22 protein-coding genes, 2 tRNA genes and 1 pseudogene are annotated in these 26758 nt (G+C 64.4%); 18 read left to right on the top strand and 7 right to left on the bottom strand.

Annotated elements, in window-relative coordinates; translation table 11 throughout:
- Positions 1-89 precede the first annotated feature (89 nt).
- Positions 90-1022 (top strand): IS5 family transposase, encoded by a 933-nt coding sequence (locus CT3_RS04055; protein WP_066540666.1) that lies wholly within the window; start codon positions 90-92, stop codon positions 1020-1022.
- Between the two features lie 237 nt (positions 1023-1259).
- Here CT3_RS04055 and CT3_RS04050 read toward each other — a convergent pair whose 3' ends face one another.
- On the bottom strand, positions 1260-2294 hold the full coding sequence (locus CT3_RS04050; protein ID WP_066540664.1) for a porin: 1035 nt from the start codon (positions 2292-2294) through the stop codon (positions 1260-1262).
- 158 nt (positions 2295-2452) lie between these two features.
- The gene (locus CT3_RS04045) at positions 2453-4873 is read right to left on the bottom strand and encodes a membrane-bound PQQ-dependent dehydrogenase, glucose/quinate/shikimate family (protein ID WP_066540662.1); all 2421 of its coding nucleotides are present in this window, start codon (positions 4871-4873) and stop codon (positions 2453-2455) included.
- Between the two features lie 457 nt (positions 4874-5330).
- On the opposite strand from CT3_RS04045, the pseudogene CT3_RS04040 reads away from it, so the two are divergent.
- A pseudogene (locus tag CT3_RS04040) lies at positions 5331-6263 on the top strand (IS5 family transposase).
- Positions 6264-6469: 206 nt separating this feature from the next.
- On the opposite strand, the gene CT3_RS04035 reads toward CT3_RS04040, so the two are convergent.
- Both CT3_RS04035 and hrcA read right to left on the bottom strand, forming a co-directional pair.
- Positions 6470-6546, bottom strand: a tRNA-Ile gene (locus tag CT3_RS04035).
- 42 nt (positions 6547-6588) lie between these two features.
- Positions 6589-7596: a heat-inducible transcriptional repressor HrcA gene (gene hrcA, locus CT3_RS04030; RefSeq protein WP_066540660.1), complete on the bottom strand. Its 1008-nt coding sequence runs from the start codon at positions 7594-7596 to the stop codon at positions 6589-6591.
- A 29-nt stretch (positions 7597-7625) separates the two neighbouring features.
- Here hrcA and CT3_RS04025 point away from each other — a divergent pair, with 29 nt between their 5' ends.
- Genes CT3_RS04025 through rapZ form a run of 3 tightly spaced genes read left to right on the top strand, consistent with a single transcriptional unit; the run spans position 7626 to position 11099 of the window.
- A complete protein-coding gene (locus CT3_RS04025; protein WP_066540658.1) occupies positions 7626-8531 on the top strand; it encodes an NAD kinase in 906 nt (301 codons plus the stop codon).
- Between the two features lie 3 nt (positions 8532-8534).
- On the top strand, positions 8535-10190 hold the full coding sequence (recN, locus tag CT3_RS04020; RefSeq protein WP_066540656.1) for a DNA repair protein RecN: 1656 nt from the start codon (positions 8535-8537) through the stop codon (positions 10188-10190).
- A gap of 39 nt (positions 10191-10229) precedes the next feature.
- Positions 10230-11099: an RNase adapter RapZ gene (gene rapZ / locus CT3_RS04015; protein ID WP_066540654.1), complete on the top strand. Its 870-nt coding sequence runs from the start codon at positions 10230-10232 to the stop codon at positions 11097-11099.
- 61 nt (positions 11100-11160) lie between these two features.
- Here the strand turns inward: rapZ and mutY are convergent, their stop codons facing one another.
- The gene (gene mutY / locus CT3_RS04010; RefSeq protein WP_066540652.1) at positions 11161-12228 is read right to left on the bottom strand and encodes an A/G-specific adenine glycosylase; all 1068 of its coding nucleotides are present in this window, start codon (positions 12226-12228) and stop codon (positions 11161-11163) included.
- Between the two features lie 251 nt (positions 12229-12479).
- Entirely contained in the window at positions 12480-13295 is an 816-nt protein-coding gene (gene mutM, locus CT3_RS04005) for a bifunctional DNA-formamidopyrimidine glycosylase/DNA-(apurinic or apyrimidinic site) lyase (protein WP_066540649.1), read from the bottom strand.
- Positions 13296-13368: 73 nt separating this feature from the next.
- Between mutM and CT3_RS04000 the strand changes: the two genes are divergently transcribed.
- From CT3_RS04000 to pth, 7 genes are all read left to right on the top strand, one after another.
- Positions 13369-15111, top strand: coding sequence for a tetratricopeptide repeat protein (locus CT3_RS04000; protein WP_225608832.1), 1743 nt, complete (start codon positions 13369-13371; stop codon positions 15109-15111).
- Entirely contained in the window at positions 15108-15626 is a 519-nt protein-coding gene (locus CT3_RS03995; RefSeq protein ID WP_066540643.1) for a lipoprotein insertase outer membrane protein LolB, read from the top strand. Before CT3_RS04000 ends, CT3_RS03995 begins: the two co-directional genes overlap by 4 nt.
- Before the next feature lie 53 nt (positions 15627-15679).
- Positions 15680-16540, top strand: a complete 861-nt coding sequence (gene ispE / locus CT3_RS03990; protein WP_066540641.1) for a 4-(cytidine 5'-diphospho)-2-C-methyl-D-erythritol kinase — start codon at positions 15680-15682, stop codon at positions 16538-16540.
- Positions 16541-16578: 38 nt separating this feature from the next.
- A tRNA-Gln gene (locus CT3_RS03985) sits at positions 16579-16655 on the top strand.
- 41 nt (positions 16656-16696) lie between these two features.
- A complete protein-coding gene (locus tag CT3_RS03980; RefSeq protein ID WP_066540638.1) occupies positions 16697-17656 on the top strand; it encodes a ribose-phosphate pyrophosphokinase in 960 nt (319 codons plus the stop codon).
- A 148-nt stretch (positions 17657-17804) separates the two neighbouring features.
- Entirely contained in the window at positions 17805-18434 is a 630-nt protein-coding gene (locus CT3_RS03975; protein ID WP_066540637.1) for a 50S ribosomal protein L25/general stress protein Ctc, read from the top strand.
- 122 nt (positions 18435-18556) lie between these two features.
- On the top strand, positions 18557-19183 hold the full coding sequence (gene pth, locus CT3_RS03970; protein ID WP_066540880.1) for an aminoacyl-tRNA hydrolase: 627 nt from the start codon (positions 18557-18559) through the stop codon (positions 19181-19183).
- Between the two features lie 112 nt (positions 19184-19295).
- Here pth and CT3_RS03965 read toward each other — a convergent pair whose 3' ends face one another.
- Positions 19296-19562 carry a YfhL family 4Fe-4S dicluster ferredoxin gene (locus CT3_RS03965; RefSeq protein ID WP_066540635.1) on the bottom strand — a complete coding sequence of 89 codons (267 nt, stop codon included), beginning with the start codon at positions 19560-19562 and terminating at the stop codon, positions 19296-19298.
- Between the two features lie 178 nt (positions 19563-19740).
- Here CT3_RS03965 and CT3_RS03960 point away from each other — a divergent pair, with 178 nt between their 5' ends.
- From CT3_RS03960 to CT3_RS03935, 6 genes are all read left to right on the top strand, one after another.
- The gene (locus CT3_RS03960; protein ID WP_066540632.1) at positions 19741-20703 is read left to right on the top strand and encodes an ABC transporter permease; all 963 of its coding nucleotides are present in this window, start codon (positions 19741-19743) and stop codon (positions 20701-20703) included.
- Positions 20696-21613 carry an ABC transporter permease gene (locus CT3_RS03955; RefSeq protein ID WP_083520586.1) on the top strand — a complete coding sequence of 306 codons (918 nt, stop codon included), beginning with the start codon at positions 20696-20698 and terminating at the stop codon, positions 21611-21613. The genes CT3_RS03960 and CT3_RS03955 overlap by 8 nt, the downstream gene beginning before the upstream one ends.
- 9 nt (positions 21614-21622) lie before the next feature.
- Complete coding sequence (locus tag CT3_RS03950) at positions 21623-22651, top strand: ABC transporter ATP-binding protein (protein ID WP_066540630.1); 1029 nt, start codon at positions 21623-21625, stop codon at positions 22649-22651.
- The gene (locus CT3_RS03945) at positions 22648-23541 is read left to right on the top strand and encodes an ATP-binding cassette domain-containing protein (RefSeq protein ID WP_066540628.1); all 894 of its coding nucleotides are present in this window, start codon (positions 22648-22650) and stop codon (positions 23539-23541) included. Before CT3_RS03950 ends, CT3_RS03945 begins: the two co-directional genes overlap by 4 nt.
- A gap of 105 nt (positions 23542-23646) precedes the next feature.
- Positions 23647-25137, top strand: a complete 1491-nt coding sequence (locus CT3_RS03940; protein WP_066540626.1) for an ABC transporter substrate-binding protein — start codon at positions 23647-23649, stop codon at positions 25135-25137.
- A 106-nt stretch (positions 25138-25243) separates the two neighbouring features.
- Positions 25244-26725, top strand: a complete 1482-nt coding sequence (locus CT3_RS03935) for an amidase (protein ID WP_083520585.1) — start codon at positions 25244-25246, stop codon at positions 26723-26725.
- The last annotated feature ends 33 nt before the right edge of the window (positions 26726-26758 follow it).

Raw genomic sequence — 26758 nt, 5'->3', positions numbered from 1 at the left:
AGAGGGTGGTATTGGCACGATTCACGGCGTTGTTGCATAAGTCGGCCGAGGCGTGCATGCGAGACCCCGCGACTTGGTAGGCTCCCCCTATGAGCAAACCACCTCGGGCGAAGTACCGCACGACGAACTGGACCGAGTACAACGCTGCCCTCAAACGCCGAGGCTCGCTGATGATGTGGCTTGACGCGGACCTTCAATGGCAGGCTCCATCGAGTGGCAGGACCGGGCGGCCGGCGGTATTCAGCGACGCAGCGATCCAGTTCTGCCTGACGCTCAAGTGCATGTTCGGTCTAGGGCTGCGACAAACAACAGGCCTTGCTGAGAGTCTCTTGCGGCTCGCCAGGCTTGATTGGGCGGTACCCGACTACAGCACCCTGTGCAGGCGCCAGAAGACCTTGAGCGTGACCATCCCCGCACGCCCCCACCAGACAGGCCTACAGCTGCTGATCGACAGCACCGGCGTGAAGATGCTGGGCGAAGGGGAGTGGAAGACCAAGAAGCATGGCGCCGACTACCGGCGACAGTGGCGCAATGTTCACCTAGGCATTAATGCACAAACTCTAGAGATCCGCGCCATCGAAATAACGGACAACGCCATTGGCGATGCGCCCATGCTGCCGGAACTACTGGCCCAGATACCACCTGACGAGCCCGTGTGCTCGGTGAGTGCAGATGGTGCCTATGACACCAAAGCTTGCCACGAGACCATCGCCGGTCGGCAAGCCGCAGCGATCATCCCGACTCGCCGCAATGCGAAACCGTGGACCTATGCCAGAGCGGGAGCACAAGCCCGCAACGAGATCCTGAGAACGACGCGCAAGCTCGGGCGCACGATATGGAAGAAATGGAGCGGCTACCACCGCCGCAGCCTGGTGGAGACCAAGATGGGCTGCTTCAAGCGGCTGGGTGAGCAGGTGATGGCCCGTGACTTCGATCGGCAGGTCACAGAGCTACAGGTTCGTGCATCCATCCTCAACAGGTTTACCAGCGTGGGAACGCCTGCGACTGTGCGTGTGGCATAACTGCGCCTTGGGTAAGGGAAGGCTCATCCTCACGCAGGGTTATGCAACAGCGTCGTTCTACAACCCAACGCGGTGGCACTCGACGCTTGGGTACATCAGTCCGATAAAGTTCGAAGAAGCTCGAGAAGCTTAGGCTGGTGTCTACGAGACCGGCAGCAGCCCAGCACCAGCTTCCACCGCACTCGGTACAACCTCACTCACATCATGCGTGATCGCACTGGACCCGACGTCTCCTCGTTAGAACGAATGGCCCACCCCTGCATACAACACACGCTGCGAGGCACCCTTGCCTGGACCGCTCACAGACACATCGGCTGCAAAGTTGGCCTGGGCGCTGTTGCTGACGCCGCCCAGCGATGCGTACAAGAACGTGCGCTTGGACAGGCGGTAGTCAGCCCCCAACATCAGCAGCGTCGCGCTGCCGTGGCCCGGGTTGGCCAGTACGCGGTAGCCAGCGCCGATCAGCGTCAGCTGGGGCGTGGCGTCATAGCGCACACCGACCCAGCCGTGCTTCAAGCGGTCAGGCGCACCAGCCTTGGCATGCTTGGCCTTGACGTGGTCGTAGGCGGTAAACCACTTGGCAGCACCCCAGCGGTAGGTAGCGCCGATGATGGCTTCTTGTGAATGCTTGTACACATCGCTGTAGCTGCCCATGGCATCGCGGCGGCTGGTGTAGATGGCGCGCACCTCCAGATTGCCCTGGGTGTAAGCTGCCGACAGTCCCTCGCTGCGATTGGCCTTGCTGTTATCTGCTTTTTCGCCAAAGCCATATTGGGCATTGACAGTCAGGCCAGCCATATTGGGGGTGGTGTATTCGATCGCATTGCTCAACCCTTGCCAGTTGCGGCCCTGCACCAGCGTAGCGCTGCCCATGAACTGTTGGCCTGTCGGGTCCAGGTTCCAGACATCGTTGCTGTTGAGCAGGTTACGACCCACTTGCAGCGTGCCCATGCTCTTGCTAGATAGACCCACAAATGCACGGCGGTTGAAATTGCTGAAATCACCGGTAGACGAGCCAAAGCCACCTTCCAGGTTAAAGATGGCTTTGGTGCCAGCGCCCAGATCTTCCGAGCCTGAGAAGCCCAGCATGCTGGTGCCCCATTGGTTGTTGGCCGCGCGGGTCAGCGAGTCGGTGCCGCCCTGGGCATTGGCGATCTTGTCGATGTATTCCGCACCGCCCACCAGACGGCCCGAGATGGTCACATGCGATTGTGCGAGCGAAAGCACGGGCAGCATGGCAGCAACAGCCAGCGCCCAAATAGTTTTGTTCATAGAGAGTCAGAGAGAAAGGGTTCGAGAAGCCTTGCACGCAACGCATTGCGTGCCGGGCAAGGCCATAGAAAAAGCCGCTGGCAGCATCCGGTCAGGAGCCACCAACGGCCTGCTAGGCAAGGCAGTGGCTGACCTCAGCCAGCCACTGCTTGTTTGGCTTACTTCTTCAGCTTGTAGGCAATGACATAGTCACCGGCCTTAGTGCCGATGGAGCCGTGACCGCCGGCTACCAACACCACCATCTGTTCGCCCTTGCTGTTCAGATAGGTCATGGGCGTGGCTTGACCGCCAGCGGGCAGACGCACGTTCCATAGTTCCTTGCCCGTGGCCACATCGTAGGCACGGAAGTTGTTATCTACGGCAGCGCCCAGGAAGGCCACGCCGGAGGAAATCATCAGTGGCCCACCGATACCTGGCACGCCCACCTTGATAGGCAGTGGGATGGGCGACAGATCGCGGATGGTACCGTTGCGGTATTGGTAAGCAATCTTGCCGGTACGCAGATCGGCCGCAGCCACCGTGCCCCATGGTGGGGTCTGGCAAGGCACGCCGATGGGCGAGAGGAAGGGATGCATCTTGACGGCATAACCCGCGCCGTCGTTGGCGTTGATGCCCTGCTCGCCTAGGTTCATCACGGTGTCACCCTTCAGCTCACTGCGCGGGATCAGAGTGGACACAAAGGCCAGGTAAGTCGGCATGCCAAACATTACTTGGCGCTGTGGATCGACCGCAATCGAGCCCCAGTTGAAGGTGCCGAAGTTACCGGGATACACCAGCGTGCCTTGCAGCGACGGTGCGGTGTAACGGCCTTCATAGCGCAGCTTCTTGAACTGGATACGGCACATCATCTGGTCGATCAGGCTAGCGCCCCACATGTCGGACTCTTGGAGCTTGGGTGGTTCGAAGCTCAGTGCAGACAGGGGCTGGGTGGCCACGGTGTGTTCGCCAGGAATGTCAGAGCCTTGAGGCGCTGGGCGCTCGGTCACCGCATGGATGGGGCTGCCATCGCGGCGATCCAGCACATACACGTCACCTTGCTTGGTAGGCAGTACCAAGGCAGGCGTGCGGCCCTTTTCCAGATCCAGATCAAGCAGCACGGGTTGCGAAGCCAGGTCCATGTCCCACAGGTCGTGGTGCACGGTCTGGTGGTGCCACTTGAGCTTGCCGGTCTTGATGTCCAGCGCTACGACAGCCGCGGTGTATTTTTCTTCGTGCTCGTTGCGGTACTGACCCAGTTGGTCAGGCACGCGGTTGCCCAGTGGTACGTAGACCAGGCCCAGCTCGGCATCGGCCGAGAACACGGTCCAGCTGTTGGGCGACGAGGCCTTGTACACCTGCGCAGGGTTGGCGGGATCGAAAGGCTCGGTCGCGTCAGGATTGCCTGAATCCCAGTTCCACAGCAGCTTGCCGGTGTGCACGTCGTAGGCACGGATCACGCCCGAAGGAGATTCCACGGCATAGTTGTCGTTCACTGAATGACCGATGATCAGCGTGTCGCCCACGACCACAGGAGGCGAGGTGGGGTTGAGGTAGCCCGGCTGCTTGTTGGGCATGTTGTGCATCAGATCGATAGCACCCTTGTCGCCGAAGTCTTCGCAGGGCTTGCCGGTTTCAGCGTCCAGCGCAAACAACTTAGCGTTGGACGATGGCAGGAATATGCGATCCTTGCACATGGTGGCCTTGGGGGCAGCCGAGGCTTGGGCCACAGGAGCTTCCAGCAGTGCAGCAGGCTGAGCACCAGCCACAGCTGCAACGGCAGCGGCCACTGGGGTCACGTCCGCACCACGGTAGAAGGACACGCCACGGCAGGTCTGGTGCTGGCGACCTTTTTCCAGACCGGCCTGGGCGTCGAAGCGCCATTTTTCAGCACCGGTGTCGGCGTCCAGCGCAATGGCCATGCTGTGCGGCGTGCACAGGTACAGGCTGTTGCCAATCTTCAGTGGCGTGGCCTGGTACGTGGTTTCATGTACATCGCCAGGGCCTTTCTTGTCGCCGGTCTGAATCTGCCAGGCTACATCCAGCTTGTTCACGTTTTCTGTAGTGATCTGGCCCAGCTTGGAGTAATGCTGACCATGGTGGCTGCCGGTGTAGGCTTCCCAGTCACCCTCGGCCTGCGCGGTATCACCGGTCTTGGCGTCGGGGTTGACCACTTCCATCGACAGCTTGCCTTCGATTTCATGCAAATGAAACGGCATGCCCATCACAGCCACCAGCGCTGACAGCAGCGACATGGCCAGCACGGGCTTGCCTTCAGCGAATGCAGGCGTATCTGCCAGACCGCGGCGCGATGCCGGAATCGCCATGATGAAACCGATGATGGCGGGCAGACCCAGACGGGTGGACAGAGGCCACCAGTGCAGGCCTGCTTCCCACAGCGACCAGGCCAGCAGCACCAGCAACCAGGCGGCGTAAACCATAGTGGACCAGCGCTGGCGCTTGATAAAGCCCCAGGCGGCGATCAACACGACGACACCGCTGATGAAATAGAAGGGACTGCCGCCCAGCGACAGCAGGTAGCCGCCACCAAGGGTCAGCGGAATACCAAGAATGGCCAACAGCAAAAGGGTTAACGCGCGCATCGCACAACCCCCTGGAACGAAGATAAGTAAAAGAATGGCATGTTGTTAGTTAGCTTTTTAGCCCCGAAAACGAAGCACACATCGGCATGGCCGAAGACTCGCATGTCAGGAGAGTGAGCATTTCCACACAAACTACCAACAGATGCGAGGCCGGTATCTTATTTTTTATAACTAAGGTGTGCAGTGGCGGAGTTGATTTGCAATACAAATATCGCAAATGCTTAATAAATCATAAATTTCTGAAATTTCTGAAATTACAAAATAATCAATAATATCAATTGTTTAGTGGAATTTTGATTCGAAATCGGCACGACGTGCATCTTAATAAACCACATAATGGACATGGGGTTTACCCTTATTTTTGACTCGAGTGAAGCCCGGGATTGAATCACCCCGGTGTTGAATTCCACCGGCGCTGTTGCACAAATCGGCTCCTGGGTTCAGGTAGCCTCGGGCGATGAGTCAGTCTCCGCAACCCAAGCCCCGCTACCGCACCACCAACTGGAAGCGATACAACGCAGCACTCATAGCGCGGGGCTCACTGACCATCTGGTTGGACAAGGGCATCTCCTGGTTTGCCGCTGCCAGCGGCAAACGCGGGCGCAGCCCGCAGTTCTCGGATGCAGCCATCCAGTTCTGCCTGACCATTAAGAACCTCTTTGGACTGGCCTTGCGGCAGACCACGGGATTTGTTCAGTCTCTGCTGGCGTTGTCTGGGCTGCCGTGGCCAGTTCCCGACTTCAGCACGCTGTATCGCCGCCAACGCAATCTGGATGTGCAGGTGGCATACCGGCCCAGTTCAGCCGGCCTGCACCTGCTGGTTGACTCCACAGGCATCAAGTTCCTGGGTGAAGGCGGGTAGAAGTGCAAAAAGCATGGGCCGTAGCGCCGGCGCCAATGGCGCAAGCTGCACATCGGCATCGATGCACAAACGCTGCAGGTGCGGGCTATCTGCGTCACCTCCAACAACGTCACTGACGCTGCCGTGCTGCCGCAGTTGCTGGAGCAAGTGCCGGGTGATGAGCCACTTCTGACGGTGACAGGCGATGGCGCTTATGACACCCAGCCCGTGCATGCGGCTGTCATGCGGCGCAATGCCAAGCCCATCATTCCCCCAAGAAAGAATGCCAGGATGCGCAAAGGCGACGCCTCTGCACATCGCAATGCGGCGATCGCCGCATGCAGGCGCCTCGGGCGCAAGCTCTGGAAGAACTGGAGTGGCTACCACCGGCGCAGCTTGGTGGAAACCAAGATGCACTGCATCAAACGACTGGGTGAACGAGTGATGTCACGCACGTTTGAGAGACAGGTCAACGAGCTGCACATCCGAGCCGCCATCCTCAATCGATTCACGGAGCTGGGCTGCCCACAGACGGTGGCTGTGGCATAGCTACGTCTAGGGCTGGGGAAGTCTGGCCTGGGGCTGATTTATGCAACAGCGCCGAAGTATGGACGAAATGGACCAAGGAGCACCTCAGCGGACTCAAGGCAGCAGCGCAGAACTCGGCATTGAACTGCGTTCCTCAAAAGTGCCTACAGATTCCAAAATCAAAAAAGCCCGCTACCAATTAGGTAGCAGGCTTTCCTTATAAATACTGGTAGGGCGTGAGGGACTTGAACCCGCGACCAAAGGATTATGAGTCCTCTGCTCTAACCAACTGAGCTAACGCCCCTTGCCAGCCCGGCGCATGGCAGGGCGCACGCATTGTAACGGCTTAGCGCCGGCTGCTCAGCGCATTGGTGACCAGCTTGGAGGTGATGTCCACGATCTGGATCATCCGGTCGTAGTGCATGCGTGTGGGGCCGATCACGCCCAGCGTGCCCACAATCTGGCCATCGACCTCGTAAGGGGCGCTGACCACGGACAGCTCTTCGAAAGGCACGACCTGGCTTTCTCCACCAATGAAGATGCGCACACCTTCGGCCTGGCTGGAGAAATCCAGCAGCCGCAGGATCTGGGTCTTTTGCTCGAACAGGTCGAACGCCTTGCGCAGATTGCCCATGTCGCTGGAGAAGTCGCTCACCGACAGCAGATTGCGCTCGCCCGAGATGATGACCTGCTCCTGGGGCTGGGGGTTCATGGCCTCGGCGCTGACATTGACCGCCGCCTGCATCAGATTGGCCACTTCGGTGCGCAGGCGCTCCACTTCGGACTGCATGCGCTCGCGCACCTGCTCGATGGCCAGACCGGCGTAGTGCGCGTTCAGGAAGTTGGATGCTTCCAGCAGTTGCGAGCCGGAGAAATCATGGTCGGTGAAGATGACGCGGTTCTGCACATCGCCTTCCGGCGACACGATGATGACCAGCACCCGCCGCTCGGACAGCTTCACGAACTCGATGTGCTTGAACACCGAGCTGCGCCGCGGCGCCATCACCACGCCGACAAACTGCGACAGGCTGGACAGCATGTTGGCGGCGTTCGCAATCACCTTCTGCGGTTGTTCGGGCACCAGTTCCTGCGCAGGCAGCATGTCGCGGCTCACGGTCAGCATGGTGTCCACAAACAGCCGGTAGCCCTTGGCGGTGGGCACGCGGCCTGCGGAGGTGTGGGGGCTGACGATCAGGCCCAGTTCCTCCAGATCCGCCATCACATTGCGGATGGTGGCCGGCGACAGTTCCAGGCCGGAGGCGCGCGACAACGTGCGCGACCCCACAGGCTGGCCGTCTGCAATGTAGCGCTCGACCAGCGCTTTCAACAACAACTTGGAACGATCATCGAGCATGGAACGATTTTAATGATGTAATTTCCCTTATGACGTCCAAGTTTCGCCATGTAGCCCTGATCGGAAAGTACCGTGTCGCTTCCCCCACGGGCCTTCCCCAGGACAGCCCGCGCCAGGCCCTGGAAGATATTGCAGCTTTTCTGACCACGCAGGGCTGTGAAGTGATTGTGGAAGCCGAGACCGCCTTGCACATGGGTCTGCCCGCACAGTACCGCAGTCTGGATGTGGACGCCCTGGGGCAAGCCTGCGATCTGGCCCTGGTCATGGGTGGCGACGGCACCATGCTGGGCGTCAGCCGCCACCTGTCACGCTACGGCACGCCGCTGATCGGCATCAACCAAGGGCGCCTGGGCTTTGTCACCGACATCCCGCTGGATGAGAACTTCCAACCCACGCTGCAAGCCATGCTGGAAGGCTGCTACGAAGAAGACAGCCGCCCGCTGATCGAAGCCCGCGTGATGCGGGGCGATGAATGCGTGTTCGAGGCCCTGGCCATGAACGATGTGGTGGTCAACCGGGGCAGCACCTCGGGCATGGTGGAGTTGCGGGTGGAGGTGGATGGCCGTTTCGTCTCCAACCAACGTGCCGACGGCCTGATCGTGGCCACACCTACCGGCTCGACCGCCTATGCGCTGTCGGTGGGCGGTCCGCTGCTGCACCCGTCCGTGGGCGCCTGGGTGATGGCCCCCATTGCCCCCCACACCCTGTCCAACCGCCCCATCGTGCTGCCCGACCAGGGCGAAGTCATGATCGAAGTGGTGGGCGGGCGCGACATCAGCGCCAATTTCGATATGCAGTCGCTGGCCTCGCTGCGCCACGGAGACCGCATCTATGTGCGCCGTGCGCTCCATGGCATCCGTTTTCTGCATCCCCTGGGCTGGAACTACTACGCCACGCTGCGCAAGAAACTGGGCTGGAACGAAGGGGGCACCTGAGCCATGGCCCTCAAACGCATTGCACTGCGCGACTTTGTCATCGTGCAGGCGCTGGACCTGGACCTCCACGCCGGCTTCACGGTGCTGACGGGCGAAACCGGCGCCGGCAAATCCATTCTGATCGACGCCCTGCAGCTGGTGCTGGGCAGCCGTGCCGATGTCGGCGTGGTGCGCGAAGGCACGCCCCAGGCCGACATCACCGCCGAATTCGACTGCCCGCCCCACCTGTCCCAGTGGCTGGACGAAGGCGGCTTTGCCCAGGAAGACAGCCTGCTGCTGCGCCGTGTGATCGATGCCCAGGGCCGCAGCCGCGCCTGGATCAATGGCGCACCGGCCACAGCCACCCAGTTGCGCCACCTGGGCGATGCGCTGCTGGACATCCACGGCCAGCACGCCTGGCAAAGCCTGACCCGGCCCGAAGCCGTGCGCGAGCTGCTGGACGCCTACGCCGGCGTGGACACCCAATCGCTGCGCGCCCACTGGACCGCCTGGCGTGCCGCACACAAGAACCTGGAACATGCCCTGGCCGCCCAGGACACGCTGCAGCGCGAACGTGAACGCCTGCAGTGGCAGATTGGCGAGCTGGACAAACTCAGCCCCGGCACCGATGAATGGGAAGAGCTGAACACCCAGCACACCCGCCTGTCCCACGCTCAGAGCCTGCTGGAAACCGCCCTGGGCACACTGCATCTGCTGGAAGACGATGAAACAGGCATCACCAGCCCCTTGACCCGCGCCCACAGCACGCTCCAGCACCAGGAACACCTGGAGCCCGAATTCCTGGCGATTGCGGATGTGCTGGCCTCCAGCCTGGCCCAGGTCAACGATGCCCGCCACAGCCTGCACAGCTATCTGCGCCGCACCGAGCTGGACCCCGAACGCCTGGCAGAACTGGACAGCCGCCTGACGCTGTGGATGCAGCTGGCCCGCCGCTACAAGCGCACGCCGCAAGAGCTGCCCGGTCTGCTGCAATCCTGGCGCGACGAACTGCGCCAGCTGGATGCCGTGGTCGATGTGGGCCGGCTGCGCCAGCTGGAACAGCAGGCACACGAGGCCTACCAGGCCGCCGCACGCGCCCTGTCGCTGCAGCGCGCCAAGGCCGCGCCCAAGCTCTCGCGCGCCATCACCCAGGCCATGCAGGGCCTGGGCATGCAGGGCGGCAAATTCGCCGTGCAGCTGGACAAGCTGGAAGAACCCACACCCAGCGGCCTGGATGGCGTGCAGTTTCTGGTGGCCGGTCACCCGGGCGCCACACCGCGCCCGATTGGCAAAGTGGCTTCGGGCGGCGAGCTTTCCCGGCTGTCGCTGGCGATTGCCGTCACCACCAGCCAGCTGGGCCAGGCCGGCACCCTGATTTTTGACGAGGTGGACTCCGGCGTAGGCGGCGCCGTGGCCGAGACCGTGGGCAAGCTGATGCGCGCCCTGGGCCGCGACCGCCAGGTGTTGGCCGTCACCCACCTGCCCCAGGTCGCCGCCTGCGCCGACCAGCACTATGTGGTCAGCAAGCGGCGCGACAAGAGCGCCACCACCAGCTCGGTCACCCCCGTGCAGCAGCAGGCCCGGGTCCAGGAAGTGGCCCGCATGCTGGGGGGCGAGCGCCTGTCCGACACCACGCTGGCACACGCCCGGGAAATGCTGGCCCAGGCCCATGTGGGCTGATCGCCTATAGTGGAGCGCTGTAAGGAGACGTATCGCGCTATGGCCCTGGAAGTTGTACTCATCACCGGCATGTCCGGCTCCGGAAAGTCCGTTGCCCTGCACGCACTGGAAGATGCGGGCTATTACTGCGTGGACAACCTCCCGCCCGAGCTGCTGGGCCCGCTGACCCAGCTGGAGCCCAGCCGCTATGGGCACAAGGTGGCCGTGGCCATGGACGCGCGCAGCCCCAAGGGCCTGCCGCTGCTGCCCGAGCAACTGACCGCCCTCAAGGCGCGTGGTGCCGTGGTGCATTCCATCTTTCTGGACGCCTCCACCGGCACGCTGGTGCGCCGCTTTTCCGAAACCCGCCGCCGCCACCCGCTCTCGCGCCAGGACACGGACGGCGCACGCCTGGCCCTGGTGCAAACCATCGAGGACGAACGCGAACTGCTGGGCCCGCTGCGCGAGAGCGCGCACGTGATCGACACCAGCAATCTGCGCTCCGCCCAGCTGCAAAGCTATGTGAAGAGCCTGATTTCGGTCCCGCCGGGGCAGATGACGCTGGTGTTCCAGTCCTTTGGCTTCAAGCACGGCCTGCCGGTGGATGCCGACTATGTGTTTGACGTCCGCATGCTGCCCAACCCCTACTATGAGCAGGAGCTGCGCCCCCTGACCGGCATGGACCAGCCCGTGATGGACTACCTGCGCCAGTCACCCGATGTGCAGCGCATGCAGGCCCACATCATCCAGTTTCTGGACCACTGGCTGGACATGCTGAACCAGAACCACCGCAGCTATGTGACGGTGGCCATTGGCTGCACCGGCGGCCAGCACCGCTCGGTCTATCTGGTGGAGCAACTGGCCAACCATTACCTGGGCCAGTGGACCACCCTGCGCCGCCACCGCGAAATGGACCAACGCCGCCACTGAGAATGGGCACAGCAGGTCGCGTGCAGCGGCGTGCACGCCACCCACCGTACACCGCTCCGGCTTATTCCAGGCTTTCCAGCAAGCGCCGCACCGGCGCCGGCAACCCCAGACCGGGCCATGCCTCCGGGCTGAACCACGCGCCGCCCGCAGCCCAGTCACCAGCCACCGCAGGGCGATCCCCTGCCAGCTGTACCACCACCGGGTGCAGGAACAGATCGCGGTGGGTCAGCACATGCAGCACGGCCGGCAGATCCTGGCGGGACTGCACAGCCCCCAGCCCGGCGATGGCCGCATCCACCCCATCCACGGCAGCTTCCCATGCGGGCTGGGCATACAGGCCGGCCCAGATGCCGCTGGACGGGCGGCGCTGCAGCCAGGTGTGGCCTGCGGCGTCCCGCAACACCAGCAACCACCAGGCCTGCGTGCTGCGCTTGGTCTTGCGCGTCTTGACCGGATAGTCCTGCGGATTGCCCTGGGCAGCGGCCTTGCACAGCGTCTGCACAGGGCAGATCAGGCAGTTGGGGCTGCGCGGCAGGCAGACGGTGGCACCCAGGTCCATCAGGCCCTGGGTATAGCGCGGCATCTGAACCTGCAGGTCGCCGGTGGGCAGCAGGTCTTCGGCCAGGGCCCACAGGGTTTTCTCGTTCCGGGCCACCGACAGATCGTCGCCAAACGCCAGTACCCGGGTCAGCACGCGCTTGACGTTGGCATCCAGAATGGCGGCCCGTTCCCCAAAGCAAAAACCGGAAATGGCAGCGGCCGTCGACCGGCCTATGCCCGGCAGCGTGGCCAGCTGCACCGCAGTGCGCGGAAACTGGCCACCGAAGTCACGCACCACGGCCTGGGCACATTTGTGCAGATTGCGCGCCCGGCTGTAGTAACCCAGGCCGCTCCACAGCGCCAGCACCGCATCCTCATGCGCCGCAGCCAGGCTGGCCACATCGGGAAACTGCTGCAAGAACCGCTCGTAGTAGCCCAGCACCGTGGTGACCTGGGTCTGCTGCAGCATGATTTCGGACAGCCACACGCGGTAGGGATCGCGGGTCTGCTGCCAGGGAAGGTGGTTGCGGCCATGGCTGGCCTGCCACTGCACCACGGCGGAGGCAAGGGACAAAGAAGAAGTGGTCACGCGTGGGAATGTAGGTGTGTGGGCAAGCAGCGTTCCGGCACCAGAACCGTGCCCTGCTGCATTGCCGTTATTCATGGCTCCAGCTGCGCAGCACCGCGTTTCCAATCTGCTGTGGAGCGGAATACCCTGCCCCGGCAGACTCCAGACTCCAGACTTCCGGCACTGCGCTGGCAGCGGCCGCCATTGTGCGACAAGCGCTGCATGGTTGCTGCGGCTGGCCCATTCCGGCCGCCGAGCCGCCTGGCGACTGGCTACTTCTGGCAGTGCGCGCAGAAATAGGTGCTGCGCTGGCCCTGGCGCAGCATGCGGATCGGCCGGCCGCAGCCCACGCAAGGCTGGCCGTCGCGCCCATAGACCTTGGCCTGCAGCTGAAAGTGGCCCGGCATGCCGTCGGCACTGGAAAAGTCCCGCAAGGTCGTTCCCCCCTGGGCCACGGCCAGTGCCAGCACCTCGCGGATGCCGTCAAACAGGCGCCGCACCTTGCGCGGACCAACGTCCCTGGCCGGCAACTGGGGGTCAATGCGCGCCAGAAACAGCACTTCTGAAGCATAGATATTGCCCACCCCCACCACCAGTTTGCCCCCAAGCAGCAACTGCTTGATCGGCGTGCGGCTGGACTGCAGCCCGGCGGCAAAGCGCTCGAAGCGGAAGGACGCCGGGTCCAGCGGCTCCATGCCCAGGCCATCCAGCAGCTTGTGCGCCAGCGGGTCTTCCTCGCCGGTCACATGCACCACGGCGCCAAAGCGGCGTGGGTCGTGCAGCCGCAGCATGCCGTGGTCGGTCTGCATGTCAAAGTGGTCGTGCACGCCGGCAGCCCCCTGCTCTGGCGCAAAACGCAGGCTGCCCGACATGCCCAGGTGCAGCAGCAGCATGCCGGCGTCCAGATCCACCAACAGATACTTGCCGCGGCGGCGCACCTCCTGCACCACGCGCCCCGCCAATGCCTGGGGTTCCACGCCCAAAGGCCAGCGCAAAGGCTTGCCCATGCGCACGCTCTGAACCCGCGCCCCGACGATGGCATCGCGAAAGCTGCGGCGTGTGACTTCAACCTCGGGCAATTCAGGCATGGGCAGATAGAGACAAAGGGGTGTTGGCTTGGATTATTATGGGTCGATGCAGCTTCACTTCCGCCCTCTGCACTTGCCCCTCGCCCTTGCCTTGCTTCTGGGGTCGCACGCCGTGCTTGCCCAGGGCCGGCCAGCGACGCCCAAGGCAGCCGCCGCCCCCTCCGCAGCCCAGCCCGAAACCAGTGCCGAAGAGCTGTCGGCCGAGCTGTTCTACGAAATTCTGGTGGGCGAAATGGCCGCAGGCCAGGGCGACATGGTCAATGCCATGGCCCTGATGCTGGAAGCGGCGCGCCAGTCAGGCAGCGAACAGCTGTACCGCCGCGCCACCGAGCTGGGCCTGCAGTCGCGCTCCGGTGACCGTGCACTGTCGGCCGCGCAGGAATGGAAACACGCCTTCCCCCAGTCACGCGACGCCAACCGCTATGTGCTGCAACTGCTGCTGGCACTGAACCGTGTCTCCGAAAGCCTGCAGCCGCTGCAGCAGGAAATCGCCTTCACCCCGGCAGCCTCCAAACCGGCCTCCTTTCTGGCCATTGCCCAGCTGTACAGCCGGGTTTCGGACAAGTCCCTGGCCGCAGCCGTGGTGGAGCAGGCACTGGCCAAGGAACTGCGCAAGCCCGACACCGGACCGGCCGCCTGGGCCACGGTCGGCCACCTGCGCATCGTCGCCGGGCAAAAGGAACTGGCACTGGACGCCGCGCGCAAGTCGCACGCCATGGCCCCGGACAACGGCGCCGCCGCCCTGCTGGCCCTGGAGCTGATGGAAGCCGACATGCCCGAAGCCGAGCCGCTGGTGCAGGGCTATCTGAAGCATTCGCCTTCCGCCACCATCCGCATGGCCTACGCCCGGGTGCTGATGGGCTATGAACGCAATGCCCAGGCACGGGAGCAGCTGGAGATCATTACCAACGAAAATCCCGAGTTTGCCGATGCCTGGCTGGCCCTGGCCGGCCTGCAATTCCAGAACGGCGAACCGGAAGCGGCCCAGCGTTCGCTGGACCAGTTCATCCCGCTGGCCGAGAAAGTGCCCGACGACAGCACCCGCCAGGCCGTGCTGACCCAGGCCTATCTGATGCACGCCAGCATCGCGCTGCAGCAGCGCAATGACAAGGCCGCCAGCCAGTGGCTGGACAAGATCGAGGACGGCCATGCCATCCTGAATGTGCAAAGCCTGCGCGCCACCATCCTGGCGCGCCAGGGCCAGCTGCCCCAGGCACGTGCGCTGATCCGCGCCGTGCCCACGCGCTCGCCCGCCCAGGAAAAGCTCAAGCGCCGCGCCGAAATCCAGCTGCTGCGCGATGCCGGTGCGCCGCAAGAGGCCTACCTGCTGCAGCGCACCCTGCTGGACCAGTCGCCGGAAGACAACGACATCGCCTATGACACGGCCATCCTGGCCGACAAGGCCGGCAAGTACGACACCGCCGAAGCGCTGCTGCGCGGCGTCATCGAACGCCAGCCCACCCACCACCATGCCTACAACGCGCTGGGCTACTCCCTCGCGGAACGCGGCATCCGCCTGGATGAAGCCAAGACCCTGATCCAGAAGGCGCTAGACCTGGCGCCGAATGACCCCTTCATCCTGGACAGCCTGGGGTGGGTGGAATTCCAGCAAGGCCGCAAGACCGAAGCGCTGGCGATCCTGGAAAAAGCCTATGGCTTGCGCAACGATGTGGACATCGCCGCCCACCTGGGCGAAGTGCTGTGGCAACTGGGTGACAAGACCCGTGCCCGCACCATCTGGCAGCAGGCGCTGGCACGCGATCCGCAGAATGACACGCTGCGGGCCACCCTCAAGCGCCTGGGAGTGCGTCCGTGACGCAAGCGGTTTCCCGCAGGCTGCTGTTGGCGGCGGGCCTCGGCGCCACCGCCTGGCTGGTGGGTTGCAGCACGCCGCCGCGCAGCACGGCGGATGCCGGCAGCCAGTTCTGGAGTGGCCGCATGGCCTTGCAGCTGCAGGACGACTCGGTGCTGAACAGCAACGGCCCGCAGTCCTTCAGCGCCTCGTTCGAGCTGCGCGGCTCGCCCCAGGCCGGCAGCCTGCAGCTGTTCACCCCGCTGGGCTCCAGCGTGGCCCTGATCAGCTGGCAACCCGGCAGCGCCTTGCTGCAGCAGGGCCAGACACAGCGCACCTCCGCATCGCTGGATGAACTGGTGCGCGACACCCTGGGCACCCACATTCCCGTGCCCGCCCTGTTTGCCTGGCTGCAGGGCCAGAACCAGGCAGCCGACGGCTGGAGCGTGGACCTGGAGCGCTATGCCGATGGCCGCATTGCTGCCACACGCCACAGCCCCACACCGGCCGCCAGCCTGCGCCTGATCCTGGACCGCTGAGACCGCTGAGACCGCACGGCCTCACCCATCCTTTTTCCTACTCTCGGATTCCCATGCACTCGCTCTACGACGTGCCCGCACCGGCCAAGCTCAACCTGTTTCTGCACATCACCGGACGCAGGGCCGACGGCTACCACCTGCTGCAATCGGTCTTCATGCTCATCGACTGGCAGGACCGGCTGCATTTTGAAAAAACCAGCGACGGCGCCGTCACGCGCCAGGATCTGAACGCCGATGCCCCGGCGCTGCCAGCGGACGACCTGATCGTGCGTGCCGCACGGGCGTTGCAAGCGGCCACGGGCTGCACACAAGGCGCCCGCATCGCGCTGGACAAGCACATCCCGTCACAGGCCGGCATGGGCGGCGGCTCGTCCGACGCCGCCAGCACCCTGATCGCGCTCAACCGCCTGTGGAATCTGGGGCTGAACCGCGCCGCCCTGGCGCGCATCGGCCTGCAACTGGGCGCCGATGTCCCGTTCTTCATTGGCGGAGACAATGCCTGGGTGCAAGGCATCGGTGAGCACATCACCCCGCTGGCGCCCGCCCATCCTCTGCCTGCCGCCCGCTTTGTCGTGGTCAAGCCGGCCGCCGGTTTGGACACCAAGGGGATTTTCACCTCGCCTCTGCTGCAGCGCGATACAAACAATGCTACAATCGAAGACTTTGCTGCAAATCACTTTGACTTTGGTCACAACGACTTGCAGCCTGTCGCAGAGGCTTTGTGCCCCGATGTGAAAAAAGTCAGAAATTGGCTCGAATCGCTCGGTTTACAGGCTAGAATGACGGGCTCAGGAAGTGCAGTGTTTGCGCAAATAAAGCAAGCGGATTTTCCAATTGCAGAGCAATGCAGCTGGACAATCCGAATTTGCGAGAATCTGCCGCGCCATCCACTGAAAGAGTGGGTAGCAGATTAAAGAACTACCGGTTTGCTGCAACAGCAGCAGACCAGTGTAGGGGAGTCGCCAAGTTGGTTAAGGCACCGGATTTTGATTCCGGCATGCGAAGGTTCGAATCCTTCTTCCCCTGCCAGATTTCTTTGCGTACAGGTAACCCCAATAACTGGGACGCACATGCACTCCAATCACTCTCAATTCAAGGTCTTCACCGGCAATGCCAACATTGCCATGGCAACGGAGATCGCTCAGCATCTCGGCACGACTCTGGGCGCTGCCGACGTTGGTCGTTTCTCCGACGGTGAAGTCACTGTCGAAATCAAGGAAAACGTTCGCACCCGTGACGTTTTCGTCGTGCAGCCGACCTGCGCCCCCACCAATGACAACCTGATGGAGTTGCTGGTGATGGTGGACGCACTCAAGCGTGCTTCCGCCGAGAGCATCTGCGCTGTCATCCCCTATTTCGGTTATGCCCGCCAGGACCGCCGCGTGCGCTCCACCCGTGTGGCCATCACCGCCAAGGTGGTTGCCAATATGCTGCAGGCTGCTGGCGTGTCGCGCGTGCTGACCATGGACCTGCACGCTGACCAGATCCAGGGCTTCTTCGACATCCCCGTGGACAACATCTACGCCTCGCCGGTGCTGCTGGGCGATCTGCGCCAGAAGAACTACGATGATCTGATCGTGGTCTCGCCCGACGTGGGCGGTGTGGTGCGTGCCCGTGCGCTGGCCAAGCAACTGGGTTGCGACCTGGCCATCATCGACAAGCGCCGTCCCAAGGCCAATGTGTCCGAAGTGATGCACGTCATCGGTGACATCGAAGGCCGCAACTGCGTGATCATGGATGACATGATCGACACCGCCGGTACGTTGGTGAAGGCGGCCGAAGTGCTCAAGCAGCGCGGCGCCAAGAAGGTGTATGCCTATTGCACGCACCCCATTTTCTCGGGCCCGGCCATCCAGCGCATCTCCGAAGGCGAAGCACTGGACGAAGTGGTGGTGACCAACACCATCCCGTTGAACGCCAACGCCCAGGCCTGCACCAAGATCCGTCAACTCTCCGTCGCCCCCCTGTTCGCTGAAACCATTCAGCGCATCTCCTCGGGTGACTCGGTGAGCAGCCTGTTCCAGGACTAAGCCCCTTTCAAGTCCGAAACCCCACAGCCTCCCTCGCGGAGGCTGCGGTGTGTTCCGGGGCACCGCAAAGACAGGGACAGCAGGTGCTGCCCCATCTTTTTATTAACAGGGCGAGACTGGTCGCGGTCCGCCCCCTCTGGAGTTCATTATGAAATTCGCCGCAACTTCGCGCGCTTTGCAAGGTACGGGTGCGAGCCGCCGCCTGCGTAATTCGGGCAACACCCCCGGCATCATCTACGGTGGCGCTGCTGAAGCCCAACTGATCGAGCTGAACCACAACAACCTGTTCCACGCTCTGAAGAAGGAAGTGTTCCATTCTTCGATCCTGGACCTGGATGTGGACGGCAAGGAAACCAAGGTCGTTCTGCGCGACGTGCAATTCCACCCCTACAAGCCCCTGGTGCTGCACGTGGACTTCCAACGCGTGGACGCAACCACCAAGGTGCACCTGAAGGTGCCCGTGCACCTGACCGGCCTGGAAGAGTCTCCCGCCGTCAAGGGCGAAAGCTGCACCGTGACCCAGCTGATCCATGAACTGGACGTGGTGTGCATGCCTTCCGCTCTGCCCGAGTTCATCAACGTGGACCTGAGCGCCCTGACTTCCAAGTCGGTGGTGGGTCTGCAATCCGTCAAGCTGCCTAACGGCGTGAAGGCTGTGGTGCGCGGTTCCAACAAGAACCCAGCCCTGATCTCCATCAAGCTGCCTGAAGTCGCTCCTGAAGCCGGTGCCGCCGCTGCCGCCGCTCCTGCTGCTCCTGCCAAGAAGGGCAAGAAGTAATTCTTGTGCCTGGCACTGCATGGCCCGCCAGGGCCATGCCCTCACATGGCCCACCCTGCGTGGGCCATTTGTTTTTGGGGGCCGCCCTGCAGGGCCGCAGCCCCACCGGGATAATCACCGCCATGATCAAACTGTTTGTGGGCCTGGGCAATCCAGGCCCGGAATACGAAGACACCCGCCACAACGCCGGCTTCTGGTGGATCGACGGGCTGGCACGCGAGCTGAAAGTGCAGCTCAACCCCGAGCGCAGCTACTGGGGCCTGATGGCCCGTGCCAATGTCCAGGGGCAGACCGTATGGCTGCTGCAACCCCAGACCTTCATGAACCTGTCGGGCAAGTCAGTGGGCGCGCTGGCACGCTTTTTCAAGATCCAGCCCGAGGAAATCCTGGTCGTGCACGATGAGCTGGACTTCACGCCCGGCATCGTCAAACTCAAAAAGGGCGGCAGCCACGGCGGCCACAACGGCCTGCGCGACATCCATGCCCAGCTGGGCAGCGACCAGTACTGGCGCCTGCGCGTGGGCATCGGCCACCCGGGCCACAAGGGGGAAGTCTCCAGCTGGGTGCTCAAGAAGCCGCCACAGGACCAGTGGCACCTGATCCACGACAGCATTGACCACAGCCTGAAATCCTGGCCCCAGCTGGTGGCCGGCGACATGGACAAGGCCACGCTGCAGATCCACACCACCAAGGCGCCGCGCCCCAAGCCGGAACGCAAGGCTCCGCCGGCAGCCACCGCCGAGTCCTGAGAAAAACATCCCACGCGCGGTGTTGGCGTGGGCATGTGCCGTTCGTTCGTGGGTTTGCGGGGTACTCAACCCCTTGCCGGCAGCTCCCGCCCCGCCAGGGGCCCTGCCGTGGTCAATGCGCGGCCGACCCGGCCTCCGCTTGCAGCCGCAGGTATTTCTGCATCAGCGTCTCCCGGCTTTCCACATGCTCCGGGTTCACCGGAATGCACGACACCGGACAGACCTGCATGCACTGGGGCTCGTCAAAGTGTCCCACGCACTCGGTGCACTTGTGCGGATGGATCTCATAGATGTGCTCGCCCATGTAAATGGCATCGTTGGGGCACTCGGGTTCGCACACATCGCAGTTGATGCACTCGTCCGTGATCATCAGCGCCATAGCTTCACTCCCGGGAACAACACACAAATAGGGCACATGGCGCCTATTATCGGTGTCCGCCAAGCACCTGACCGGTGTGCGGGCAAGCCCCTGCAGCCGAGTTGCCACCGGGAACGAAGATTTCCCGTTAAGCTTGGCCCCTCACGCACACCCGGCGCGCACCACACGCTATTGCTTTATGAGCATTTTCCTTGCCAAACGACTGCTGACCCTGGTCGCCACCCTGCTGGGTGCGTCCGTGGTGGTGTTCGGTGTGCTGGAAATCCTGCCCGGCAACGTGGCCCAGGTGCTGCTGGGCCCGGACGCCGACCCTGAAGCCGTGCAGGCCATGGCCGAGCAGCTGGGCCTGAACCAGCCCGCCTGGCAGCGCTACACCGACTGGATCACCGGCCTGTTCCAGGGCCAGATGGGCGACAGCTACACCTACGGCACGCCCGTGCTGGAGCTGGTGCTGGAGCGCCTGTCCGTCACCATCCCCCTGGCGGTGATGGCCATGCTGCTGACCACCGTGCTGGCCCTGCTGGCCGGCGTCTATGCCGCATCGCACCACAACAAGCTGGGCGATGTGGGCACCATGGGCCTGGCGCAGATCGGCATCGCCATCCCCAACTTCTGGTTCGCCATCCTGCTGATCCTGCTGTTTTCGGTGAAGCTGCAGTGGTTTTCCGCCGGCGGCTTTCCCGGCTGGACCGAGGAGGTCGGCGGCGGCTGGTGGCCCGCCCTGCAGGCGCTGATCCTGCCTGCCGTGGCCCTGGCCGTGGTGCAGGCCGCCATCCTGGCGCGCATCACCCGCTCGGCCGTGCTGGAAGTGCTGCGTGAAGACTTTGTGCGCACCGCCCGCGCCAAGGGCTTGAGCCAGCGTGCCGTGCTCTGGGGCCATGTGCTGCGCAATGCCATGATTCCCGTCATCACCGTGATGGGCCTGCAGTTCGCCAATCTGCTGGCCGGCACCATCGTGGTGGAAAACGTGTTCTACCTGCCCGGCCTGGGCCGGCTGATCTTCCAGTCCATTGCCAACCGTGACCTGATCGTGGTGCGCAACTGCGTGATGCTGCTGGCCGCCATGGTGATCGTAGTGAATTTTGTGGTGGACCTGCTGTACGCCGTGATCGACCCCCGTGTGGAGGCGAGCGATGTCTGAGCCCACGGCAGTGCCCCCCGTGGCACCCCACCCTGCCCAGGCCACCGCCCCGGCCACCGTATCGGCCGCCACGGCCTCCCCCGGCTTCTGGCAGCGCGCGCGCCGCCACCCCAGCTTTGTGGCAGGAGCGACGCTGACCGCCCTGCTGATCGCCTGCGCCCTGTTGTCCTTTGTCTGGACGCCCTGGGATCCGTATGCCATGGACCTGGACACCAAGCTGCAGGCGCCCGACGCCCGGCACTGGCTGGGCACAGATGCCTACGGCCGCGACGTGGCTTCGCTGCTGCTGGTGGGTGCGCGCAATTCCATCTGGGTAGGCGTGATCGCCGTGGGCATCGGCCTGACCATCGGCACGCTGCTGGGCCTGCTGGCCTCGGCCCGCCGCGGCTGGACGGAAGAAGCCATCATGCGGCTGTCGGACTTCACCTTTGCCTTTCCCGCCATCCTGTCGGCCATCATGCTGACGGCCGTGTTCGGCGCGGGCATTGTCAACTCCATCATCGCCATCGGCATCTTCAACATTCCCACGTTCGCGCGCATCACCCGCGCTTCGGCCAATGCCGTGTGGGCCCGTGAATATGTGCTGGCTGCCCGTGCCTGCGGCAAGAACCGCTGGCAGATCACCCGCCAGCATGTGCTGCCCAACATCCTGTCGGTGCTGGTGGTGCAGGCCACCATCCAGTTCGCCATTGCCATCCTGGCCGAAGCCGCCCTGTCCTATCTTGGATTGGGCACGCAGCCGCCCATGCCGTCCTGGGGCCGCATGCTCAGCGAAGCGCAGACCCTGATGTTCCAGGCCCCGATGCTGGCCGTGTTCCCCGGCGTGGCGATTGCGCTGTCGGTGCTGGGCCTGAATCTGCTGGGCGACGGTCTGCGTGACCTGCTAGACCCGCGCCTGCGCCGCCGCTGAAGGAACACCATGCCGCTGCTGGAAGTCGATCACCTCTGCGTCACTCTGCACACCCACCGCGGGCAGGTGAGCGCCGTGCGCGATCTCTCGTTCGCGCTGGAGCGGGGCGGCACGCTGGGCCTGATCGGCGAATCGGGCTGCGGCAAGTCGCTCACCGCACTGGCACTGATGGGCCTGCTGCCCGACAACGCCAGCACCGACGGCAGCGTGCGCCTGCACGGCCAGTCCCTGCTGGACCTGAACGAGGCCGGCTGGAGTCGGCTGCGCGGCAACCGCATGGCCATGATTTTCCAGGAGCCGATGACGGCCCTGAACCCGGTACACCCGATTGGTCGCCAGGTGGCCGAGCCGCTGCGCCGCCACCAGGGCCTGGGTGCACGCAGCGCCCAGGCCGAGGCCCTGTCCCTGCTGGAACGCGTGGGCATTCCGCAGGCCGCACGGCGCCTGGGCGATTACCCCCACCAGTTTTCCGGCGGCCAGCGCCAGCGCATCATGATTGCCATGGCCCTGGCCTGCCAGCCCGATGTGCTGATTGCCGACGAACCCACCACCGCGCTGGACGTGACCGTGCAGCAGCAGATCCTGGATCTGATTGCCGATCTGGTGGACGAGCGCGGCATGGGCCTGATCCTGATCTCCCACGACCTGGGCGTGATCTCCCAGAACGTGGACCAGATGCTGGTCATGTACGGCGGCTCCGTGGTGGAAAGCGGCCCCACCGAGACCCTGTTCCGGCACATGGCCCACCCCTATACCCGGGGCCTGTTGGCCGCACGCCCGCAGCTGGGTGCCGCCCGCCTGCCCGATGGCCGCATGCCACCCTTGCAGACCATTGCCGGCACCGTGCCGGAGCTGGCCGATCTGCCGCCCGGCTGTGCCTTCAGCGGCCGCTGCAGCTATACCCAGCCGCAGTGCCGCAGCCAGCGCCCCGTGCCCGTGCCCCAGGACGGCAGCGACCGGCACTGGGCACGCTGCCTGCGGCCCGAGGCCATGGCAGCGCTGCCCCCTTCCGGCATGGTCGCAGGGAGTGCCGCATGAATACCGCGACCACGGCCACCACGGACACCAGCACGGCCATCGCGGCCATCGCCCCGCTGCTGCAGGTGGAGCATCTGCAGCGCAGCTACCAGCTGCCGCGCCGCCAGCTGTGGCGCGCGCCCGAAACCGTGGCCGCGCTGCAGGACATCAGCCTGCAGATCCACGCCGGCCGCAGTCTGGGCGTGGTGGGCGAATCGGGATCGGGCAAGTCCACGCTGGCCCGCCTGGTCATGGCGCTGGACCGGCCCAGCGCCGGCACCATCCGCTTGCTGGGGCAGGACCTGAACGCGCTGACCGCGTCCGAGCTGCGGGCCCTGCGGCGCCACTTCCAGATCGTGTTCCAGGACCCCTATGGATCGCTGGACCCGCGCCAGACCATCGCCCGCATCGTCGCCGAGCCCCTGGAAGCGCTGGAGCCCAGCACCGCTGCACAGCGCCGCCTGCGTGTGGCCGAGGTCCTGGCCCAGGTGGGCCTGCGCGACAGCGATCTGGACAAATACCCGCACGAGTTTTCCGGCGGCCAGCGCCAGCGCATTGCCATAGCCCGGGCGCTGATCACCCGGCCGCAGCTGATCGTGGCCGATGAGCCGGTCAGCGCGCTGGATGTGTCCGTGCAGGCCCAGGTGCTGAACCTGATGCAGGACCTGCAGCAGCACCATGGCGTCACCTTTCTGCTGATCAGCCACGACCTGGCCGTGGTGCAGCAGCTGTGCCAGGACGTGGTGGTCCTGCACCAGGGCCGCATCGTGGAACGCGGCACGCCCGAGCAGCTGTTCACCGCCCCGCAGCACCCCTATACGCGCCAGCTGGTGCAGGCCTCGCCCACGATTGCCCCCGGCCGCGCGCGCGCGCGCCGCCAAGCCCGCGCCGCCGACTCCAGTGCCGCATAGGGCGACACGGCAGCACCCCCGGGTGGTGTACAAAGCGGAGTGCGCTGCGCACGCTGTGCAGCCTGATTCAACCACCACAACAAGATCCGACCGGAGACCTTCCCCATGATCAACCGCCGCCACCTTCTGACCACGGGTGCACTCGCTTCCGTGCCCCTGCTGCACCCGCTGACCGGGCTGGCACAGGGCAAGAAGGACAGCGTCACCCTGGCACTGACGCTGGAGCCGCCCATGCTGGACCCCACGGCCAGCGCCGCCTCGTCGGTGGCGGAGATCGTGCACTACAACATCTTCGAGACGCTCACCAAGATCAACAGCGACGGCAGCGTGTCCCCCATGCTGGCCGAAAGCTGGGACGTCTCGCCCGACCTCAAGACCTACACCTTCCGCCTGCGCAAGGGCGTGAAATTCCAGAACGGCGAGCCCTTCAACGCCCAGGCGGTGAAGTTCTCGTTCGAGCGCGCCGCTTCGGACAAGAGCACCAACAAGGACAAGCGCACCTTCGCCAGCATGAAGGTCAGCGTGGTCGATGAGCACCAGCTGGTCATCCTCACCCAGGAGATCGATCCCGACTTCCTGTTCGTGCTGGGCCAGGCCACGGCCATCATCGTCGAGCCCAAAAGCGCCGCCACCAACACCACCAAGCCGGTGGGCACCGGCCCCTACAAACTGGGCATGTGGAACAAGGGCGCCTCGGTCACCCTGGTGGCCTGGCCGCAGTACCGCGATGCCGCCAAGATCCGCATCCACCGCGCCACCTTCCGCTTCATTCCCGACGCCGCCGCCCAGGTGGCCGCACTGATGGCCGGGGATGTGGACGCCTTCCCCCGCGCTACGCCCCGCAGCGTGCCGCAGTTCAAGAACAACGCCCGCTTCCAGGTGCTGGTCAGCGGCTCGCGGGCCAAGACCATTGTGGCCATCAACAACGCGCGCAAGCCGCTGGACGATGCCCGTGTGCGCCGCGCGATTGCTGCTGCCATCGACCGCAAGACCGTGATCGAAGGCGCTGCCGAAGGCTATGGCGTGCCCATCGGCAGCCACTATGTGCCCGGCGCCTTTGGATATGTGGACACCACCGGCATCAATCCGCATGACGTGGACAAGGCCAAGAAGCTGCTGGCGGAAGCCGGTGTCAAGCTGCCGCTGGAGCTGACCATGACACTGCCGCCTGCGCCCTATGCGCGCCAGGGCGGCGAGATCATTGCCGCCGAACTGGCCAAGGTGGGCATCAAGCTCAAGCTGCAGAACGTGGAATGGGCGCAGTGGCTGTCGGGCACCTACACCAACAAGAACTACGACCTGACCTTGATCTCCCATGTCGAGCCATTCGATCTGGGCAACTTCGCCAAGCCTGACTACTACTGGGGCTACAAGTCCGAGCAGTTCAACCAGCTCTACGACAAGATCAAGAACACCCCGCGCCCGGCCGACCGTGCCCGCCTGCTGGGCGAGGCGCAGCGCCTGCTGGCCGAAGACAGCGTGCACGCCTTTCTCTACCAGCCGCAGTGGGTCACCGTGGCCAGCAAGGGGCTGCGCGGGCTGTGGAAGGACATGCCGATCTTTGTGAACGATCTGGCCGCACTGTCCTGGGCCTGATCTCCTGAAGGGCGGCACCGGCCGCCGCCCCTGCCAGCACCCTGTGCCGGCCGCGTTTTCCTGGTATCTGATTTCTGAACGCCCTGCGGGGCCGCAAAGGAGGGATATGAGCGAATTGCACACCCTGGGTGCCACCCAGCTGCTGCGGGCCTATATGGCACGCCAGCTGTCCCCGGTCGAAGTCATGCAGGCGGTGCTGGACCTGGCCGCACGCTGGGAGCCCCAGCTGCACGCCACCTACCTGCTGCGCCCCGAAGCCGCGCTGGAACAGGCCCGCGCCAGCGAAGCCCGCTGGCAGCAGCGCGCGCCGCAGGGCTGGCTGGACGGCGTACCGGCCACCATCAAGGACAACATTGCCACTGCCGGCGACCCCACGCCGCTGGGCACGGCCGCCACCGCCCTGGTGCCTGCCGCGGCCGATGCCCCACCCGCGGCCCGCCTGCGCGAAGCCGGTGCGCTGCTGTGGAGCAAAACCACCATGCCGGACTTTGGCATGCTGTCTTCCGGGCTGTCGAGCTTCCACGCCACGGCGCGCAATCCCTGGGACCTGTCCAAAGGCCCCGGCGGCAGCAGCGCCGGTGCCGGCGCCGCAGCGGCCGCCGGCTACGGCCCGCTGCATGTGGGCACCGACATCGGCGGCTCCATCCGCCTGCCGGCCAGCTGGTGCGGCATCGTGGGCTTCAAGCCCAGCCTGGGCCGCATTCCCATCGACCCGCCCTACACCGGCCGCTGTGCCGGCCCCATGACACGCAGCGTGGAAGACGCCGCGCTGATGATGATGGTGCTGGCCCAGCCCGATGCACGCGACTGCATGGCGCTGCCGCCACAGTTCATCGCCTGGGAACAGCTGGATACCGGGCTGGAACGCCTGCGCGGCCTGCGTTTTGGCCTGCTGCTGGATGCGGGCTGCGGCCTGCCGGTGGCGCCCGAGGTGCGCCAGGCCATCGAGCATGCGGCCACGCTGCTGGAAAAGGCCGGTGCCATCGTCGAGCCCATGGCTCCGTTTCTGACCCGCGACATGCTGGACGGCATGGACCATTTCTGGCGCATGCGCTCCCACATGGATCTGCAGGCCCTGCCTGCAGCGCAGCAAGACAAGGTGCTGCCCTTCATCCGCCAGTGGGCCGACAGCGCCGACGGGCTGACCGCCGCAGCGCTGTTTGCCGCCCAGCACCAGTTCTTCCGCACGCGCCAGGCCACGGTGCAGGCCTGTGCGGCGTTCGACTATGTGCTTTCGCCGGTGGCGCCCATCACTGCATTCGATGCGCAGCTGGCCTCGCCCACCAACGACCCGCTGCGCCCGCTGGAGCACATCGCGTTCACCGTGCCCTTCAATATGTCGGAGCAGCCGTCCATTTCCGTGCCTTGCGCGCAGTCGGCCCAGGGCCTGCCCATCGGGCTGCAAATTACCGGCCCGCGCTTTGACGACCTGGGCGTGCTGCAGATGGCCCGCGCGTTCGAGCAGCTGCGCGCCCCGCTGCCGCCCTATCCTTCGGCACCGGCCGCACTGCAGCGCGATATGGCCCAGGCTGCGCCGCAGACCACTGCGATCGCAGCAGATCCCATCCCTGTGCCAGCAGCGGTGTAAGCACGGCATTCAGCGGCCGTGGCCTGCCGCACT

Origin of the sequence: Comamonas terrigena NBRC 13299 (assembly GCF_006740045.1) — a bacterium.
GTDB classification, from domain to species: domain Bacteria; phylum Pseudomonadota; class Gammaproteobacteria; order Burkholderiales; family Burkholderiaceae_C; genus Comamonas; species Comamonas terrigena.
This window is presented reverse-complemented; position numbering and strand designations above follow the sequence as displayed.

What these genes read in the sequence shown, in the direction of transcription:
- CT3_RS03980 (WP_066540638.1), top strand. Translation starts at nt 16,697, where the DNA reads ATGCACTCCAATCACTCTCAATTCAAGGTCTTCACCGGCAATGCCAAC.
- recN (WP_066540656.1), top strand. Translation starts at nt 8,535, where the DNA reads ATGGCCCTCAAACGCATTGCACTGCGCGACTTTGTCATCGTGCAGGCG.
- ispE (WP_066540641.1), top strand. Translation starts at nt 15,680, where the DNA reads ATGCACTCGCTCTACGACGTGCCCGCACCGGCCAAGCTCAACCTGTTT.
- CT3_RS03965 (WP_066540635.1), bottom strand. Translation starts at nt 19,562, where the DNA reads ATGGCGCTGATGATCACGGACGAGTGCATCAACTGCGATGTGTGCGAA.
- hrcA (WP_066540660.1), bottom strand. Translation starts at nt 7,596, where the DNA reads ATGCTCGATGATCGTTCCAAGTTGTTGTTGAAAGCGCTGGTCGAGCGC.
- CT3_RS03960 (WP_066540632.1), top strand. Translation starts at nt 19,741, where the DNA reads ATGAGCATTTTCCTTGCCAAACGACTGCTGACCCTGGTCGCCACCCTG.
- CT3_RS03935 (WP_083520585.1), top strand. Translation starts at nt 25,244, where the DNA reads ATGAGCGAATTGCACACCCTGGGTGCCACCCAGCTGCTGCGGGCCTAT.
- CT3_RS04055 (WP_066540666.1), top strand. Translation starts at nt 90, where the DNA reads ATGAGCAAACCACCTCGGGCGAAGTACCGCACGACGAACTGGACCGAG.
- pth (WP_066540880.1), top strand. Translation starts at nt 18,557, where the DNA reads ATGATCAAACTGTTTGTGGGCCTGGGCAATCCAGGCCCGGAATACGAA.
- mutM (WP_066540649.1), bottom strand. Translation starts at nt 13,295, where the DNA reads ATGCCTGAATTGCCCGAGGTTGAAGTCACACGCCGCAGCTTTCGCGAT.
- CT3_RS03940 (WP_066540626.1), top strand. Translation starts at nt 23,647, where the DNA reads ATGATCAACCGCCGCCACCTTCTGACCACGGGTGCACTCGCTTCCGTG.
- CT3_RS03955 (WP_083520586.1), top strand. Translation starts at nt 20,696, where the DNA reads ATGTCTGAGCCCACGGCAGTGCCCCCCGTGGCACCCCACCCTGCCCAG.
- CT3_RS03975 (WP_066540637.1), top strand. Translation starts at nt 17,805, where the DNA reads ATGAAATTCGCCGCAACTTCGCGCGCTTTGCAAGGTACGGGTGCGAGC.
- CT3_RS03945 (WP_066540628.1), top strand. Translation starts at nt 22,648, where the DNA reads ATGAATACCGCGACCACGGCCACCACGGACACCAGCACGGCCATCGCG.
- CT3_RS03950 (WP_066540630.1), top strand. Translation starts at nt 21,623, where the DNA reads ATGCCGCTGCTGGAAGTCGATCACCTCTGCGTCACTCTGCACACCCAC.
- CT3_RS04025 (WP_066540658.1), top strand. Translation starts at nt 7,626, where the DNA reads ATGACGTCCAAGTTTCGCCATGTAGCCCTGATCGGAAAGTACCGTGTC.
- CT3_RS04045 (WP_066540662.1), bottom strand. Translation starts at nt 4,873, where the DNA reads ATGCGCGCGTTAACCCTTTTGCTGTTGGCCATTCTTGGTATTCCGCTG.
- CT3_RS04050 (WP_066540664.1), bottom strand. Translation starts at nt 2,294, where the DNA reads ATGAACAAAACTATTTGGGCGCTGGCTGTTGCTGCCATGCTGCCCGTG.
- rapZ (WP_066540654.1), top strand. Translation starts at nt 10,230, where the DNA reads ATGGCCCTGGAAGTTGTACTCATCACCGGCATGTCCGGCTCCGGAAAG.